This window comes from Candidatus Clostridium radicumherbarum, assembly GCF_045310525.1.
GTDB lineage: Bacteria > Bacillota > Clostridia > Clostridiales > Clostridiaceae > Clostridium_AT > Clostridium_AT radicumherbarum.
Genome location: NZ_JBJHZY010000001.1, coordinates 1,170,933 through 1,189,211, shown reverse-complemented (window position 1 = coordinate 1,189,211; position 18,279 = coordinate 1,170,933). Strand labels below are relative to the sequence as shown.

Below are 18,279 nucleotides of genomic sequence, written 5' to 3'. Positions count from 1 at the left end.
CAAATAAACTCTCCTTTTTCCTTATGCTTGCATTTTATTAATCAATTTATTTTTAAAAACAAGGTTTACTTGATTCAATTAAAAGCAGAATTAATTTTCGTAAGCGTTAATATACATTTGCTTTATTTCACTTATTAATGGATATCTTGGATTTGCTCCTGTACACTGGTCATCAAAGGCCTGTTCAGACATTTCATCTAAAGTTATATAGAAATTCTTTTCTGAAACTCCTACTTCCTTTATAGATTTTGGCATATTAACCTGTGCCTTTAAGTCTTGTATAGCCTTTATTAATAATTCAACCTTTTCATCTTCTGAACTTCCACCAAGATTTAAATAGTCAGCAATTCTTGCATACCTAAATTTCGCATTTGGATATTTATATTGTGGAAAAGCTGCTTGCTTTCTTGGATTATCTACCGCATTATATTTAATGACTTCGTCGATCATTAAGGCATTAGCTATTCCATGAGGAATATGATGCATTGATCCGAGCTTATGAGCCATTGAATGACAAACTCCTAAAAAAGCATTTGCAAAAGCCATTCCTGCCATAGTTGAAGCGTGAGCCATTTTTTCTCTTGCCTTAATGTTTGTAGTACCTTCATTATAAGCAGCTGGTAAATACTTAAATATCAACCTTATAGCCTCAAGTGCTAATCCATTGGTATACTCTGAAGCTAATACTGATACATAGGCTTCTAAGGCATGTGTAAGAGCATCTATTCCCGAAGCTGCTGTTAAGCCCTTTGGCATCTTCATCATAAGCTCAGCGTCTACAATTGCCATATCAGGAGTTAATTCATAGTCAGCTAATGGGTATTTCACTTCTGTTTTCTCATCAGTTATAACTGCAAAAGGTGTTACTTCTGAACCAGTTCCTGCAGAGGTTGGTATTGCTACCATCATAGCCTTTTCGCCCATTTTAGGGAAGGTATAAACTCTCTTACGAATATCCATAAATCTCATAGCCAAATCTTCAAAGCGAACTTCCGGATGCTCATAAAGTACCCACATGATTTTAGCAGCGTCCATAGGTGAGCCTCCACCTACTGCGATTACTGTATCAGGTTTAAAACTTGCCATTTCTGCAGCACCTTTTCTTGCAGTAGCAAGTGTAGGATCTGGAGCAACGTCATAAAACACCTTGTAATCAATTCCTATTTCCTCTAGAACTTTTATAACAATATCTATGAAGCCTAAATCATATAATACCTTATCAGTAACAATGAAGGCCTTTTTCTTACCTAAATCTTTAAGTTCTCGCAAAGCGACTGGAAGACAACCAAATTTGAAGTATATTTTTTCTGGAACCCTAAACCAAAGCATATTCTCTCTCCTTAAAGCTACATTTTTAATGTTTAGAAGATGTTTTACTCCTACGTTTTCAGATACTGAGTTTCCACCCCAGCTGCCACAGCCTAGTGTTAAAGATGGTGCAAGTCTAAAGTTATAAATATCTCCGATGGCACCTTGAGAGGAAGGCATGTTTACTATCGTTCTTCCGGTTTTCATTGCTGCTCCGAACTTTTCAATTCTTTCCTTTGATTTTACTTGGTCTGTATACAATACAGAAGTATGTCCAAATCCGCCTAATTCAACTAATCTTGCTGCCTTTTTAAGGGCTTCATCAAAGCTTTTTACTCTATACATTCCAAGTACAGGAGATAACTTTTCATGAGAAAAGGCCTCTTCAAGTTCTACAGATTCTACTTCTCCTATTAGCACTTTAGTTTCTTCAGCTACCTTTACACCAGCCATTTCTGCTATTTTAGCTGCTGGTTGTCCTACTATTTTTGAATTTAAAGAGCCATTAATTAAAATAGTTTTTCTTACTTTGTCAACTTCTTCACCCTTTAAGAAATAAGCTCCTCTTTCCTCAAATTCTTTTCGAGCTTCCTCATATACTTCATCCATAACAATAACAGTTTGCTCAGAAGCACATATTACACCATTATCAAAAGTTTTTGAAAGAAGAATAGAACTTACAGCCATTTTTATATGAGCTGTTTCATCTATTATTGCAGGAGTGTTTCCTGCTCCAACTCCAATTGCAGGTTTACCTGAAGAATATGCAGCTTTTACCATGCCAGGACCACCTGTAGCTAATATTATGTCAGCCTCTGACATTACCATCTGTGAAAGTTCAACTGTAGGTTCATCTATCCATCCTATAATTCCATCTGGTGCACCAGCTTTTACTGCAGCTTCTAAAACTATTTTTGCAGCAGCTATAGTTGACATCTTAGCTCTTGGATGAGGAGAAAAGATTATTCCATTTCTAGTTTTTAAAGCTATTAACGCCTTAAAAATTGCTGTTGAGGTTGGATTTGTTGTTGGAACTATAGCTGCAATAACTCCTATTGGTTCTGCTACTTTTGTTAATCCAAAAGCCTCATCTGTTTCTATAACACCACAGGTTTTTTCATCTTTATATTGGTTATATATATATTCAGAAGCAAAGTGATTTTTAATTACCTTATCTTCTACTATTCCCATTCCTGTTTCTTCAACTGCCATTTTAGCTAATTTAATTCTTGCATTATTTGCTGCCATTGCAGCTTGTCGAAATATTTCATCTACCTGATCCTGTGAGTAAGTTGAGAATTTCTTTTGAGCTGCTTTAACCTGTTCCATTCTTTGCATAAGTTCTTCTAAATTTGTTACCTTCATAATAATTCCTCCTACAGAACTTGTTTGTTAAATATTTAACTATGTTTTTATTATAAAGCCTTTTAATTTAAAATGCAATAGTTTTTGTTAAACTTTACACAAAGTATTTTTTAAATCCCTACTCCCCAAACATAGGAATATCAACTTATCTGTAAACGTTTTTTATTTATTTATAAATTTATCTTCAATAGAAAATAAGATAAAATCATAATTCTTTGTTTATTATTTAACAATTCAATACTGAAAAAATACCGCATTAACTTAATGCAGCAGTAATTTTTCTCACATATAATAGTACATCTCCAGGATTATCATCAACAATCTTATACAGATTTTCACTTTCAGGGGAAGGATAGTAATAGCTCAAATCGTAGTCGTCTTGGACATAATCAATGACTCCTGTAACAGCAGGCTTCCATCCTTTATCGATTAACTTCTCAAATATATTTCCCTTTATTAAAATTTCAAGAGACTGAGGCTCATAGCTTTTATTCCATAAAATACTCCAAGCTTCTTCAAAATCAAATTCTATCAAATTATCTAACTCAAGGACCGCATCTTCTGCGGCATAATGTGCAGTCATTTCACTTATTCTTATTTTGCCAAAACTTTTAATAATATAACTAAATTTGTACTTTCCTTTAATTCTTGTGTAAAGCTTATCCTTCTCCTCTACCTTCCAGCCGCTTTTTACTAGTTGAACATCTGTATAAGCAGAGGTCATCTTAACTATAAATTCCATTACTTTCATCGGTTGCTGCTCCTCATCGTCAATTTGAAATCTGAATTATTAGGTATATTATATCATATTCTTTTTGCTCTAAATAATAAATTATTAACCAATTTCAAAACTATAGCATAAAATGTACTGTAATCTTTTTTAAAGGAGTCTGAAAATGAATCTTAATTATGGCGATAAAGAAATCTTTGATGAAAAAAATACTGATAATGAGCAAAGCAAAGATAAAAGCCTACCTGAATATGAAGAATTATTCGAACCTGATGAAGATGTAGCAACCAATATGGACAGAAGCTATAGATTTAACTTTGATGAAATTAATGATGACTTTACTGAGTTTATTCCAATTTACACTTGCCCATATTTTAGACAGCAGCATTTCCCAGGTGGAAATAATCCACCACCAAGGCCGCCAGTTGGACCTGGTGGACATCCTGGAATGCCACCTGGAGGCCATGGCGGACATCAAGGTATGCCGTCATCTCCACCACCAGGGTATAAGCCTCCAAAGCCACAAGAACCACATATGCATGGCGGTATTTCTACACACGCTGTAGATCCCGGTGCTATAGCGCCCTGTAAATTTAGATTTTCTTATATTTGGTTAAGGAATGGTGATTCCTTCTGGGCTTATATAACCCATGTTGGAAGAACTTCAATAGCTGGCTATAGATGGGATGGCCGCAGATGGGTTTATTTTGGAATGGATCTTAGAAAAATTGAAAGCTTTACCTGTCATTAAGAAAAAAGCTATGATGAGATGCTGAGGTAAATACGATCCTTCGCCTGTAGGCGAAATAACCAAAGAATCCTTTGATGCACCCTTGCATCCTCCACCAAATTATATTCCTGATATATATAGAGCAAGAGCACTTGGCATGTGCAGGCCTCCGAAGTCTAATAATATTATGCCCATAACCTTTACTCCTTGTTTCTTTAAAATCACTTATATATGGCTTAAGGACTATACCGGCCTTTGGGTAAAACCAATAAATTTATCAGAAGATTTTTGGATATGCTGGGTATGGAATTTAAACCTTTGGATATTGGCTAAAGTACCTATTATAAATATAGAAGCCTTCATATGCAATTAAACATAAGTTAATAGCTGCAGGATTTTACTCCTGCAGCCATTTTATTTTTTAAGCTAGTTTTAGTAATTAAGCATTAACCTTTTTCTTTTTTCTGTCATAGATAACTACTGCTACTCCTAAAGCTGCAATTAATGCACCAAAGTCTACAACCATTGTAAAGTCAACTGCTGAACCAGTTTGAGGAAGCTTAGAGGAAGAAATTGCTGTGTTATCTATTACGAAGTAATCACTGCAATGATCTGTTGTAAATATAATGTATCCTTCAGCATCTACAGCTACATCCTTTTGTGCAACTTCATATGTGTTCTTATCTGCAAAGTATCTTAATACATTTACAGTTCTATTAGCCCAATCCTTGCCTATAAATATTTTAATATCAGCTTTTCCTGGTAGTTTACCTTCATATGCAAAGGAGAAGGAGGCGATAGCAACATCTTTGCCTACTATAGCCTTAGCTTTAGCTGTTTCTTTAGCCTTAAGATCAGCACTAACGGTCTTTAAGGATAAATCTATGTCTTTTATTAACTCTGGCTTAATATCAAGTCCATTAAATGTCCAAGTTACTCCATCCTTTTGGAAGATTACAGTCTGGTCTTTTCCAGCTATCGCAGTAAATATATCCTTAGAAACTATTGTATTTGTGTCTATATTTACATTAGTAATAGCCTTATCTGGCGAAGATTTTATAGTATCAACTACAGTTGTAGTATCATTTGGTACTACAATATTCTGGTCTCTAACAGCTACAGTCCAAACCTTCCAGTTCTTACTGTTAGTTGGAGTAATTGTTTTATTATCTTGAACATATTTGAACATCATGTTTCTAACTTGTCCGTCATCTCCAAGAGCCTTAGCAGAATCATAATAGGTTGCAGCTATTGTTGCAGCACTACCAGGTGTTAAACCTGCTGCAGCCATGAATCCGCCGCCACCGTTGTATCTATAGTTGTTTATTGCTACTTTGAATACATCTGTATCCTTTACAAGCTTTCCATTAAACTTAAGATTTTTTATTCTTCCAGTGCCACCAATAACTACTCTTCCATTAGCATCTGTTGTACAAGCTGGTTGAGTTAAGTCTAAATCATAGGTAGCCCCATACAATTGATCCAAGTTATAATCCATAATTGTTTGAACTTTTTTCCCATCTTTGTCTATTGTATACTCTGCTTCTATGGCATCTGTTGGATTATTCACTTTTCTATAATATCTAGCTGAGAATTCCATCCAATCCTTAAGCTGCTTACCAGTCATATTTACGCCAAATAAGAAGTTTTCATATACATAAACTCCCATAATGTCTTGCCTCTTTATATCTCCTTGTGGAACTTTTGCGGTAAGACTAAGTGGAGCTGCAATTGAAAGCTGTGAATTTGCTGCATTCATTTGAACTTTATTTACAAGTTCCATTATTGATGAAGGTTCAGTTATTTGTTTAGTTCCTTCAAATTCAGCTGTTGCTTGACCAATTACTGTATTTGTATATGCAAGAGTTTTAGTCTGATATGGATCTGCAATTGCAAGTATAGCTGGGTCTGCAACTATATCTGTAGGTAATGTAACATTAGCTGCATTTAATCCTACAAATTTTCCATCTGCATTAATATTGAGATCAATTTGGCTGAATATACCATCACCATTCTTTGGTTCTACTACAGGTACAACTTTTCCATCAGGATTTGTAAAGGAATAAGTTTTACCAGTATGTGCATGTCCAGCAAGAATTGCATCAATTCCTGATACTTGTTTTGCTATTAAATCTGCTTGATTTTCTGGAATTGTATCAGTTAAATTGCTTGTTCCAGTATGTGCTGACACTATAACTACATCAGCGCCTGCACTTCTAACCACAGGAACCCATTTCTTAGCTTCATCTACTAAGTCGTTAAAATGTAGCCCAGCGTAATGTGCTGGATCTTCCCAACTTGGTATTGTCTTTGTTGTGAGCCCTAGTATCCCTACTTTTATTGTCTTTCCATTAATATTAAATGATTTAATAATATATGGTTTAACAAAATTTGTATTGTCTGATTTATAAGTGTTAGCTGATAAAACTGGGATCTTCTCTTTTGTAGCATCACCTATAATTCTATTTAATGTTGTTAATCCATAATTGAATTCATGGTTTCCAAGTGTCCATGAGTCATAACCCATGGCTCCCATTACCTTCATCATTGGATATTCTGTAGTTTGGTCAATCATATTGTAATAATACACAAGTGGAGTTCCTTGAATTGTATCTCCATTGTCTATTAACATTGTATTTGGGTTTGTTGCTCTTAAGTTATTCATATAGGTTGAAATCTTAGCAAGTCCAACGTTTGATGATTTTCCTGTATTATAATCCAATGGATATATTGCTCCATGTAGGTCAGATGTTCCTACTATTGAAATAGTCTTAGCCAAATTATTGACTCTTGTATTTAATGTATAATTAATAGCATTATTTGCTCTTACATCTGCAAGTAAAGCATCTCTAACAAGTACACCAGTTTTTACCATAGTTTTACTTACATTAACATCTGTAAACCCAGTGAAACCGTCTCCACCGGTTATTACAAAGTCTGGACCAGCTATTTTTAAAGTTTCTGTATCTGTTATTGCTGTCCCATCTTCTCTAGTTATACTGAGTACTCTAGCTCCTGATGTTGCAGTAGAATCATAAGTAAACTTAATTCCGGATATTTGTATTCCTTTACCCCCATCTTTTACTGCTTGTTCTAGTATAACTTTTAGTTGCGCCTTTGTAACCAAAACTGTATTTATTTCATTATCAAATGGCATAAAGTAAAATATGGTTCCTACAGTGATAGGACCAGCTTTAATATCAGTCCTTAAGCCACCATTATTTTGTATACCTATATCTGCGCTTGCACTTTTCCTAACTACATCTGCACTCCAATTACCAAGAATACTTTCCCCAAATGGTGCACCCACTTGAGTTCTTGTTAAATTCGTTGCAGTATTTCCAATAACTTCAGCAAATGTTGGGCCTACAGCTGTGTTTGCTGCATCTACAATTGCTTTAACTTCTGGATCTTGTACAGGGCTAGCATTTTTATACCCATTTGCAGCAGTAGTATCTACTGCTATATAGTTTGCTGCACTAGGAGCTGCGAAACTAACAGAACCATCAGCTTTTACAGTCATCTTTGCATCAATATAGCCTTTACCATTATAGTTAGCTATATATATTGGTACTCCATTAGTACCAACACCTGTAACTATGCTATGTGAATGTCCTCCAAAAACTGCATCAACATTAGTTAACTTATTTGTTATATCATATATTTCGCCTTTACCAGTATCTTTATAATTAGAATCATATATATTTCCTGCATGTATTATAGCAACAACTACATCTGCAGTATTTGCTGCTTTTATTTCTGCTGCACAAGCATTTACTTCTGTAGCAGCATCAGTAAAAATATAATTATCTGTATACGCTGGCATAATTATGTCTTTTGCTTCAGCGGTAATGGCGCCTATGAATGCGATCCTAACACCATCTTTAACAATGATCTTGTAAGGTTCAAATTTTCTTGTACCCTTTGTTCCATCAGCATTCTTATTGTATAAGTTTGCTGCAACAATTGAGTAACTAGCGTCTTTCATAGTTGTATTAACTACTGTATCTAATTGCCAATCAAATTCATGATTTCCAAGTGCAGTAACTTCCATACCAATATTTGAAAATGCTTTTTGCACTGGCACCCCTCTTAGAACATTTGAAATTGGTGAACCTTGATAAAGGTCACCTCCACCAATAATTAATGTTCTAGTAGGATTAGTTGCCTTTAAATCCTTAATATTCTTAGCAAGAACTCCTGCTACTGGTAGTGGTGTCGCGTCAGAGCTTACAAGAGCACCGTGGAAATCTGTTACTTCCACTAAATCAAATACTTTGTCGGTACCAGCTGCTCTAACAATGTTTATGCCCCCTAAACCTGTTAGATTTGAAAAAATCATAGCAGCTGTCATAAACAAACTTAGAATTTTGGATTTTTTGATTTTTAACATTGAGTTCCCTCCCCGTTATTTTTGAATCCTTTTCACTATAAAACTTTAAATGCATTTTGTGACTTGCCCCCCTTTTACATTATAAAGTCATATGTGAAATATTACTAAGTATGTATTATTATTGCTTAGTAATAACATTTTACCACAAATTATAATTAACGCTATATAAACAATTACAAAATAGTACAAATTTTTAAATATTTTTCTTATTATTTTAAGCTCTTCTTTCACTTATGGTAGATTAATTTATCTAATGTATTATAAGTAAAAATTTAATGTTTAAACTTAAATTAAAGATTAACACTTAATGCAGCTAATAGTATAATTTAACCATTAGCTGCAAAGTAAAATAAAATTATCTTAATGTTATGTTTATTGTATTAATTGAACCATCACCTAATTCAATTCTTAGCTGGTAAGAACCTTCAACTAGATTTTTAGTACTAAGATTAAATATATATTGGTTTCCATCAATTCTAAATACATTTTCATCAGAAGCTGCAGATGTTGATACTGCATTAAACTCTGTACCAATTTTTCCATCTTTTATTGTAGCAAGATATAATTTGGCTATAACATTATTTACATAGCTGCCATTTGCATCTTTAAGCTGGAATTTAACTGGCACTGTACTTCCTGCTTTGAATACATTAAAACCATCAACATTTATTGGATTTAATACTCCACTATAATCATAGTTTACATAATAGGTAATAGTCTTCACTGTTTTATTACCAGCTTTGTCAACTGCTGAAAATGTCAATGTATTTTTCCCAACTTTACTAGTATCTAATCTATCACCGCTTATTATGTCTCCAGATACAGTTTGTAAACCAGAGCCTTCATCACTAAATTCCCAAGTAATAATTACATCCTGATTTAGTTTCACAGCTTCTCCATCATTGATTCCCTTTATAGTAAACTTAGGAGCTGTTAAATCAATTAAAAATCTTAGGGTGGTTTCTGAAGTATATCCATCTCTATTTACTGCATTAATGACTAAGGTATAGTTTCCTTCTTTGGTGATAGGCTCTCCTGTATATTTGTCCCCATTCAAGGTCATGGTAAAAATGCCCTTATCGGTGCTTACCAATGGTGTAACTGCTGTATTATATATACCATTATTAACGACACCCGCAACTGTGATAACAGGAGGTACTACATCAATATTAACAATTTCAGCACGATCCCTAACCCTAATTCTTGGGTGCATATCAGAATCACTTACTACCTCACCGATAGAAGCTAAGCCTACAACAGAAACAGTTGCACCATCTTTAATAAATGGAAGTGTTGTTCCCTTTGTGATGTATCCATTGATAAATACAATGGCAGGTCCACTACCATCATTAATTGTAAATTGATTAATAGTTCCGTCAGGATTTTTATATATATTTGATACAATACCTTTAGTTTTTACTAAGAGTCCAGTATTCTCTGGCTGCATTGAAGCCTTTGAAGTAAGAACAGTAGGCTCAATTTTATTAATGTCTTCATTTAAAATAGTAACTTTGCTAACTGTTAACTCCACTTCACCTTGATAATGTGTAATAGTTCCATAGAATCTTGCCTTTTGTCCTTCTTCTACACCATAAGCAACTGGGAATAAATTTATACCTCCTGTTGAGTCTTGCGCATAAATACAGTCAAAGAAACCTTTGTTTGTATCAGCATTTTCATCTTGAGTATTTACTCCGCTAGTAGCTATTCCTTCAATTACAACTTCTGTTCCGTCAGGTAGATTTTTAGCATCAGCTATGCTTGTTATTTTTACAGGATTAATCGTTTTGTATAGGTTATCCATTATGTTGTAATTAGCATAAGGAAGTGTAAATGCATTATCTAAAGCTACTTGTATTTCAAAGTTACTCATAAATGAACCACCAGCTACAACAACTAATGATGTTTTACCATTTGGATGAACTACTTTTTCAGAAGCGGCCAGTAATTTCTCTTCTGGATTATTTGCTACCTTGCTGTTTGGGTTAACATACTTAGGAATATATAGCCCATCGTCATTATTTAGCCCCTTGTCTGTTTTATAAGTGCCTACATTAACGTAAGGGAAAGTTGGCTTCGTGCTACCATATCCAAAGTTGTCATTGTCACATTCTGCTGAATATGTTGTTGGGAATCCATAAACCATTGGACTAACGCTTTCAGGCAGTGTTGACGTTCGTTCACCAGTTGTCTTATCTACTGCATAAATTGTGGAGCCGGAGTATTGGCTATATGTTTGCTCGGATACAACACCTAGCAGCAATGGATTTGACTTATTAAATTCTGTCGGATATAATCTATACGCTTGCCCGCCATTTGTGGCATCATCCATAACTTCATCATCGCCTTCACGCAAGGTGGAACCTATAGCTGATAATACATCATTTTGAAGTTCAGACATATGTTTTTTAGGCGAAGCTGGATCAGCATTATTAGATTCTCCATAGTCTGCCACAGTTCCAAAAACAAGTGTATTTCCATTTTCCGAGAATATTTTTAAGGCAGCAATTTCATCTGGTGTATAGTCAGTTGGAGTAAGCCATGCGGCAACACTCTTTCTAGATGGTGCATTCAAAATAATCATTTTATATTTAGGATTGCTGCAGGCAGCAATAAAATCTTGTGAAGTTTTAAGCTGTACCACTCTTAGGCTATTATTTGCTGCAAGAGTCATCATATTAGCCATAGAATCAGGGTAGCTTCCTCCACTAACATATTCATTACCATGAGATGCATCAAGTCCTACATATAACACTTTGTCAATATCCGCAACTTTCATAGTACTAGTTGCAGTGTAAGTAGTATCTACCCCATTAACAGTAATTACAGCGCTTATATTTACTGTTTTAGTTCCAGCTGTTGTTGGTGTATAAGAAAATACATGGGTAGCACTGCCTAAAGTAGCAATACTTGTAACAGGTGTATAGGTTTTATTAGCTGAAGTATCTCCATCTACTGTATAAGATATAGATTTAAGAGTTGCAGCAGTACTTTCATTATTAAAGAAAGTTGTTGTTAAGCTAAGTGGCTCTGTTGTAACAGGCATTACGGCACTATTAACAACTGAGGTTATTCCAACCTTTGGTGCAGAACCAAGCCATATAGGAGCAGTAACTGCAACAAAGCCTTGATTATCTGTAATCTTTGCAAAATAGTATCCTGCAGCAGGTGCATTCTTTGAATAAGTGTAGGTTACATCACTGCTACCTGCAGAATAAGTTTTCTTATCTACAACTTTTCCGCCTCCGCTTATTAGTTCAATTGAAGCTATATTACTAGTTGCTTTCTCTGGAGCCTTATTTTTAGCTGTAACTGTAATATTAATTGCTGGAGGAGGAGCATTTAAAATAGCACCCATACTGAAAGTATTTGTACCATCGCTTAAATGATATGTCACATCTAAATCTCTATTTTCAGTTGCCCAAACGGAACGATCACGCATTGCTTGATATATTCCAGCCATTGTGAAATCATTAGTATAAACAACTGTTGCGCAGGTGTTAGAGGTTCCCCAGCCTTTTTTATGGTTATCGCCATTATTAGTTGGGGCTAAATGCCAGCCTTTATCCAGTGCCAAAATATATTGGTCAATTGACTGGAAGTATCCGCCTGAACCAACGGCACCTTCACCATTACCTACTTCAATAAGATTAACCTTATCATCAATTTGTGGGTCATAGTATGCAAAATTGGAGAAATTACCAAAAGTAGGACCAGGATGATTAAATTGTGAAATCGATCCAGGTGTATTTTTTAGTAATTGATAATAAGCCTGCATACCTGCATCATTTGTTTTGTTATTTAGTGCTGTATTATTACGGCTTACAAAACCTGATGTATTAAAGGTATTTATATGTCCAGGACCACCAGACCAAGTCATTTCATAACCATAATCACAAAGGAATGTTGAAGTTGTAGCATCAGCAGCAGCTTTTTTACCATTTAGCCATTGTTGATTATCAGTATTATAGTTATTTATATTTCCTATTTTAGCAACAGAATCTGTAGCTGGAGCTTTATCATAAGAGTTTGAATGGTCTGTTAAAATGAAGTAATCATATTTACCTATATCTCTTGCATAAGCATCTGCTTCAGCCAAAGTACCTTGCCCATCGGAGTTTTCTGCTGTATGTGCATGTATAGAACCATAGTAGTTCTTTTCTCCACCAACTGCTTTTTTAGCTGTGTAAGTAAATATTACTACATTACTGTCTAAATAATTAGTCAGTATAGCCTTCGCAACTATTCTTACAGGGAAAGAAGCAGCATCAACTGTAATAGGCGTTGTATATGTTTGATTTGCAGTTCCTACTAAAGTACCATCTGTATCAGAATAAGAATTTTTATATAAACTATACTGAATTGTTGCACCTGTTGATTTTGATGTTAGTGTAATTGGTGAACCTGGTACAACAGGACCACTTACTGGATTAGCAGTTACATCTATAACTTGGCTTTGTGTATAAGTGAAGGTCTGAGTTGCTGTTGTATAAGTACCATCTGTAGCATATGCTGTAATGATTGCCTTTCCATCTTTGAAGGAATCTATTGTTACATCTACTGAGTTTCCACTGGTTGTTACTGATGTACCACCATTTAAGCTATAGGTTATATTTGCACCTGTAGTTGATGTAGCAAGCGTAACCATTGAATTAAGCGGCACTGCTGTTCCAGTAGGTACACTAGCTTTCATAAATTCAACTGTTGGTGTTGCTGTAGCCACTAATTCCGAAGTATTTGTAGAAAACAAATAGATTCCATTATAGGGGCTTGCGCTATTATAATTTACAAGGGCATTTACAATATTTACGTAGCTTCCAGTTGTTCCAACTGAAGAGTTTATGCCTTTTGCACGCATTGTTAATGGGATATTTGCTTGGCTAACTGAATGGTTATAATAGCTTCCAGTATTTGTTCCAGCAACATTATCAAGTTTTATAGTATCGCAAGAAACAAGCATTCCTTCATAATCTCTTGTTAAAAGTTGGTCGAACATAACTTTTATTGGAGTGGGAATAGTTGGTGCAGCGTTGCGCACAACTACATTTGCGCTAACATCATCAGGAACTATTTCCATTAAACCATTATAAAGTGAAGCTTTGCCATAAACATATATCTCTTTGCCAACGTAGGAGGAAAAGTTTGCACCAGACTTATAAATACAAAGTCCGCTGCCAATCTTCATACCATCTTGTATATATAGTGTGGTATTTCCATTTAAGTAGGTACCAATACCTTTTACCCAAGCGTATGCCCCTGCAGATAGTTTTTTTGCATCTTCGTTAGAAGTAATTATTTGTTGATTAAAGGATGCCGTAGCTGTATCGCTTGTCAAAAGAGTACCTGATTTAGCTACAGCCTTAACTACAAATGGGTTTGTCCCATTAAAGCCGCCTTCTGAAAGTGCTGTAAAAGGCCCAGAATACAATTTTGTAGAACCACCAACTGTTGCAGCTGGATTACTTCCATCTGTTGTGTAAAAAATCTGTGCATTTGTATCAGAACAGGATAAAGTTATTGGAGTAGCATCTAAAATTGGATTAGCAGTAGTAGGTGCTACTGTAACTGCAGGTGTTGTATAAGCTTGATTCTTTGCACCCCAAAGTTGTAGGCTGTTAACACCATGAGTCCCACCGGATGCAACAGTACCATTCCCTTCTGAAGTTTCAGATTTTTGTAGAACTCGAATATATAGAGTATCTAAATTTTCTGCTCCAACTGGCAATGCCATTCCAAATTGCTCGGCTGGGGATGTGGTCTCAATTTTAACTGTAGTTGGTGAAGTAGGAGAGGTATTACCAAAAACTGCCCAATTATTTCCATCTGCACTCCACTCTGTATTGAAATCTCTTGGGCCTGTACCAGAAGAACGAGTGTTAAAGTTGAATATTAAATCTTTAAAGCCTTTTGTTGATGTTGAAATCAACCAATACCCTTTATCAGTTTGTCCATTATATCCACTGTTTGAAATTGTTGATGTTGACCAACTAAAGGATCCAGTAAATTTCAAATTATTCCTATACAAATTCAATATAGACTTATTACCAGTTGAAGTTGTTGTGTAATAACCACTGGTAGCTGGTATGTCGTAAACTGTAGGAGTTGAAGAATAACTCCATGATGCTATTTCTGTTTTTCCAGTAATACTTTGCGGTGGATTTACAGTTGATTTAAAAGATGTATCCATATCAGTGGCAGCTGCTTTTACTAACAGCGTCGGCATTATCGTGTTTATCAATAATAAACACGATACCATTACGGCCATAAACCGTGATTTCTTAAGTTTTTTCATTAACAAACCTCCTTTTAAAATATTAATTTATTGTAAAACATCCTCAACAAATAAAATCATGTTAGGTTTAACAAGTTTTAAAAATTAAGGTATCTAGCGCTAACATTACAGCCGAATGACAGCCACTTTGTCTAACCGCTTCATCTATTATTTTATTTGTTGTAATGTTTTCACAAACATTAAGTATGGAAATAGTGTTAATATCAGCATGAGTATCATTTTTATTAAGTCTATATATAGCGGAGGTCGTAAAATCTAAAACATTTGTGTCTTGAGTTGCAGTATATCTTTTTTCTATAAAATAATTGTCATTAGTAGTAGTTATACAAGCTTTTGCATTAATATTATTTTTTCTCTTTATAATTTCCGTATATTTAAATAAATCTTCAGATGCATCAAAACACTTATCATTTTCGTACGATTTGCTTATGTATGTTATGGAGCCTACAGGTAAGTTAGAATCACTAGTAATACAATCCCCAAAATAAACCACACGTTTAATTTGATTTTTTGAGCAAAGCTCACTTAAATATGCCATTGTTGATGTTTTACCTATTCCAACTGACATAACAGTTAAAGGTACATCATTGAATTCACCAATAAGGCCAACTTGTCCTCGTGTTTCAGAAAATATCTCTACCTTGTCCAAATAATGAGCTGCTATCATTTTAACTCGATAGGGGTCGTCCGTAATTAAGCAGATACTTGGTAATTCAAATTTAAAATTATCTATTAACTTCATGTGCCTGCCCTCTCCTTTTAGATTTATTACTAAATAAAAAAAAATATATTCATTATGTAATCTAAAAAATACATATTATAATTGTTAAATATTTAAAATTAAATAATATATAATTGTTTTATTTTTCAAAAAATTTTCATATATCACTCTATTCGATAATATTATACAAAGCCTATATTATATGAATATTATTTAAACGTTAACTAAATTTTACAAATCAATTAATCAAAATTTCAAAGATAATTGCGTATGCGCTTTCATTTTAGTTAGTAACAAAGCCTAATTTGAAGAAAACAATAAAATCTAAACGTTTACTTTAGCTAAGTTACAAATAAGAACAGTATACGGATTATCTGTAATTAAAACTTATCTAGAAATGCCCTGAAATTTATCCATAAAGCTCATAAATATCTCCTTTATCCTTTTAACTTTATTAACTAAATTAAATCGAAATATTGCTCCATTATTCAGAATATTGCAATTATATTTGAGGCGTAAAAATATAATACCAAATTATGAAAATAAATACTATAGTTTATTTGAAATTTTTGTATATTTTTTAAAATTTTATTAACTTTCTATAAATTAATAATTAAATATATTTTAGAGCTTTGATAAGCCCATGCTAAAATAATATACAAAAAAATAAAAACCCTGTAGGTAAACCTACAGGGTAACAATTTGCTATTCAAATTATCTTCTGAATCCTCTATTGTTGTTTCTTTCTGCCTTTCTTGCTCTTCTGCAATCTGGGCATCTTTGTGGTTCGTTTTCAAATCCCTTTTCCTTATAGAAAGCTTGCTCGCCTTCTGTGAATACGAATTCTTTTTCGCAGTCTTTGCATACTAAAGTTTTATCTGCCATTTCAACATTCCTCCTTTTATAATATTAGATTTAAAAATTGATAACTAGATTATCCCTAAAAAAGAGGAATGGTTGTTACAATATTAAATCTTGTAATTACAAGATAACTTATAACTACATTCATATAATATCATATCAATAAATAAATTACAATAGATAATTGCAATTTATCTAAAACAAGTTACTGAAAACTGAAAACTTATCCTCTTTAAAAGCTTACTTAACTGCCAATTCAACTTTAACAATCTTACCCTTTATTCTAGACACTTTTAAGTCATCTAATACAATTTGCCCTTTACCATCTAAAATATCAACATAACTAAAATTCTCCTGAATATCTATAACCCCTATATTATCAGCACTAATTCCTTCTATGCTTAATATAGCACCTACGATATCCACTGCTCTAATCTTTTTCTTCCTGCCTGCACCTATATATAACTTACTTATTTGTTTATTAATTAATTGTCCTTTATCTTTTTTAGGTTTAGGAACTGCATTTTTACTGATTAGAAACTTTTTCTTTGCAGCTTCAACATTTTCTTCACTAGGAATTAAGCCTAGTGGAATACTATAATTTAGGTATTCCTCAATGGCTCTTAAATACTTTTCTTCTATACTTGCTGCAAAGGTTATTGCCTTACCTCTTTTGCCTGCACGACCAGTTCTGCCTATTCTATGAACATAACTTTCTTTTTCCTCTGGAACATCATAATTTATTATTAGTGATAAGTCTTCTATATCTATACCTCTGCCAGCTACATCCGTAGCAACTAAAAATCTAAATTCTCCTCTTTTAAAGCTTTTCATGGTTTTTAATCTTTCATCTTGCACGATACTTCCATGAAGTTCCTTTACTGAAAATTTAGATTGCTGCAGTCTTTTACTTAATTTATCTGTCGTATCCTTAGTACTGCAGAAAATAATGCAGCTTTCAGGGTTCTCCGTATATAAGAGCTTAACAAGCAAATTATATTTTTCATCCTTATTTACCCTATATAAAACCTGATTAATACTATTTGCTGTTATGGTTTCACTTTTAGTTTCCACTTCCACAGGATTTACCATATACTTCTCACATAAGCTACGTATTTCCTCTGGCATGGTTGCTGAAAAAAGCATAGTTTGTCTATTTCCTGGAAGTTTATTAATTATAGCTTCTACCTGATCTATAAAACCCATATTAAGCATTTTATCAGATTCATCTATTACTAAAAATTTAATTTTATCTAATGTGATATTTCCTCTTTCAATGTGGTCTAAGGTTCTTCCTGGAGTCCCTGCTATTACATGAACCCTTTGTTTTAGTTCTCTTACCTGCATACTTACAGGCTGTTTACCAAAAATTGCAGCACATCTAACTCCTTTTAATCTTCCAATATTAGTTATATCCTCCTTAATTTGTACACACAATTCTCTAGTAGGAGTTAAAATTAAGGCTTGTGGTGCCTTCTCATCAATTACTATTTTTTCACAAATAGGAATACCAAAAGCAGCAGTTTTGCCACTGCCAGTTTGTGACTTTACTATTACATCCTTACCTTCTAATACTAAAGGAATGCTCTGACGTTGGACCTCTGTTGGATGCTTATAATTTAATAAGTCAATTGCTTTTAATATATTTTCATTTAACATATAATCTTCAAACTTCATTAATTATTCCTCCTTTAGTCGGAAACACTGAGCAATTAAGCCCTCTCGCTACCACTCGATAATTGCTCGTAAATGTCCATTTAGGACATTTACCTCCTTTAGTCGTAAGCACTGAGTAGTTTAAGACTACTCGCTCCCGCTCACAAACTACTCGTTAAATCCCATTTAGGGCTTTAACCTCGTTTCAATTATTTTACTGCAA

Annotated in this window: 9 protein-coding genes; 2 read left to right on the top strand and 7 right to left on the bottom strand. The window is 33.9% G+C overall.

Annotation, left to right across the window (positions count from 1 at the left end; translation table 11 throughout):
* Positions 1–90 precede the first annotated feature (90 nt).
* Together adhE and ACJDUH_RS05610 are read right to left on the bottom strand one after the other, a co-directional pair.
* Positions 91–2,673, bottom strand: a complete 2,583-nt coding sequence (gene adhE, locus ACJDUH_RS05615; RefSeq protein WP_406764176.1) for a bifunctional acetaldehyde-CoA/alcohol dehydrogenase — start codon at positions 2,671–2,673, stop codon at positions 91–93.
* A gap of 256 nt (positions 2,674–2,929) precedes the next feature.
* Positions 2,930–3,424, bottom strand: coding sequence for a hypothetical protein (locus tag ACJDUH_RS05610; RefSeq protein WP_406764175.1), 495 nt, complete (start codon positions 3,422–3,424; stop codon positions 2,930–2,932).
* Positions 3,425–3,569: 145 nt separating this feature from the next.
* Between ACJDUH_RS05610 and ACJDUH_RS05605 the strand changes: the two genes are divergently transcribed.
* Positions 3,570–4,154, top strand: coding sequence for a hypothetical protein (locus tag ACJDUH_RS05605; protein ID WP_406764174.1), 585 nt, complete (start codon positions 3,570–3,572; stop codon positions 4,152–4,154).
* Positions 4,155–4,236: 82 nt separating this feature from the next.
* Positions 4,237–4,506, top strand: a complete 270-nt coding sequence (locus ACJDUH_RS05600) for a hypothetical protein (protein WP_406764173.1) — start codon at positions 4,237–4,239, stop codon at positions 4,504–4,506.
* A gap of 66 nt (positions 4,507–4,572) precedes the next feature.
* Here ACJDUH_RS05600 and ACJDUH_RS05595 read toward each other — a convergent pair whose 3' ends face one another.
* From ACJDUH_RS05595 to ACJDUH_RS05575, 5 genes are all read right to left on the bottom strand, one after another.
* A complete protein-coding gene (locus tag ACJDUH_RS05595) occupies positions 4,573–8,526 on the bottom strand; it encodes a bifunctional metallophosphatase/5'-nucleotidase (RefSeq protein ID WP_406764172.1) in 3,954 nt (1,317 codons plus the stop codon).
* A 355-nt stretch (positions 8,527–8,881) separates the two neighbouring features.
* Positions 8,882–14,818, bottom strand: coding sequence for a PxKF domain-containing protein (locus tag ACJDUH_RS05590; protein ID WP_406764171.1), 5,937 nt, complete (start codon positions 14,816–14,818; stop codon positions 8,882–8,884).
* A 67-nt stretch (positions 14,819–14,885) separates the two neighbouring features.
* Positions 14,886–15,560, bottom strand: coding sequence for a phosphorylase family protein (locus tag ACJDUH_RS05585; protein ID WP_406764170.1), 675 nt, complete (start codon positions 15,558–15,560; stop codon positions 14,886–14,888).
* Between the two features lie 693 nt (positions 15,561–16,253).
* Positions 16,254–16,424 (bottom strand): zinc-ribbon domain-containing protein, encoded by a 171-nt coding sequence (locus tag ACJDUH_RS05580; RefSeq protein WP_406764169.1) that lies wholly within the window; start codon positions 16,422–16,424, stop codon positions 16,254–16,256.
* Between the two features lie 216 nt (positions 16,425–16,640).
* Entirely contained in the window at positions 16,641–18,077 is a 1,437-nt protein-coding gene (locus ACJDUH_RS05575; protein WP_406764168.1) for a DEAD/DEAH box helicase, read from the bottom strand.
* Positions 18,078–18,279 lie beyond the last annotated feature (202 nt).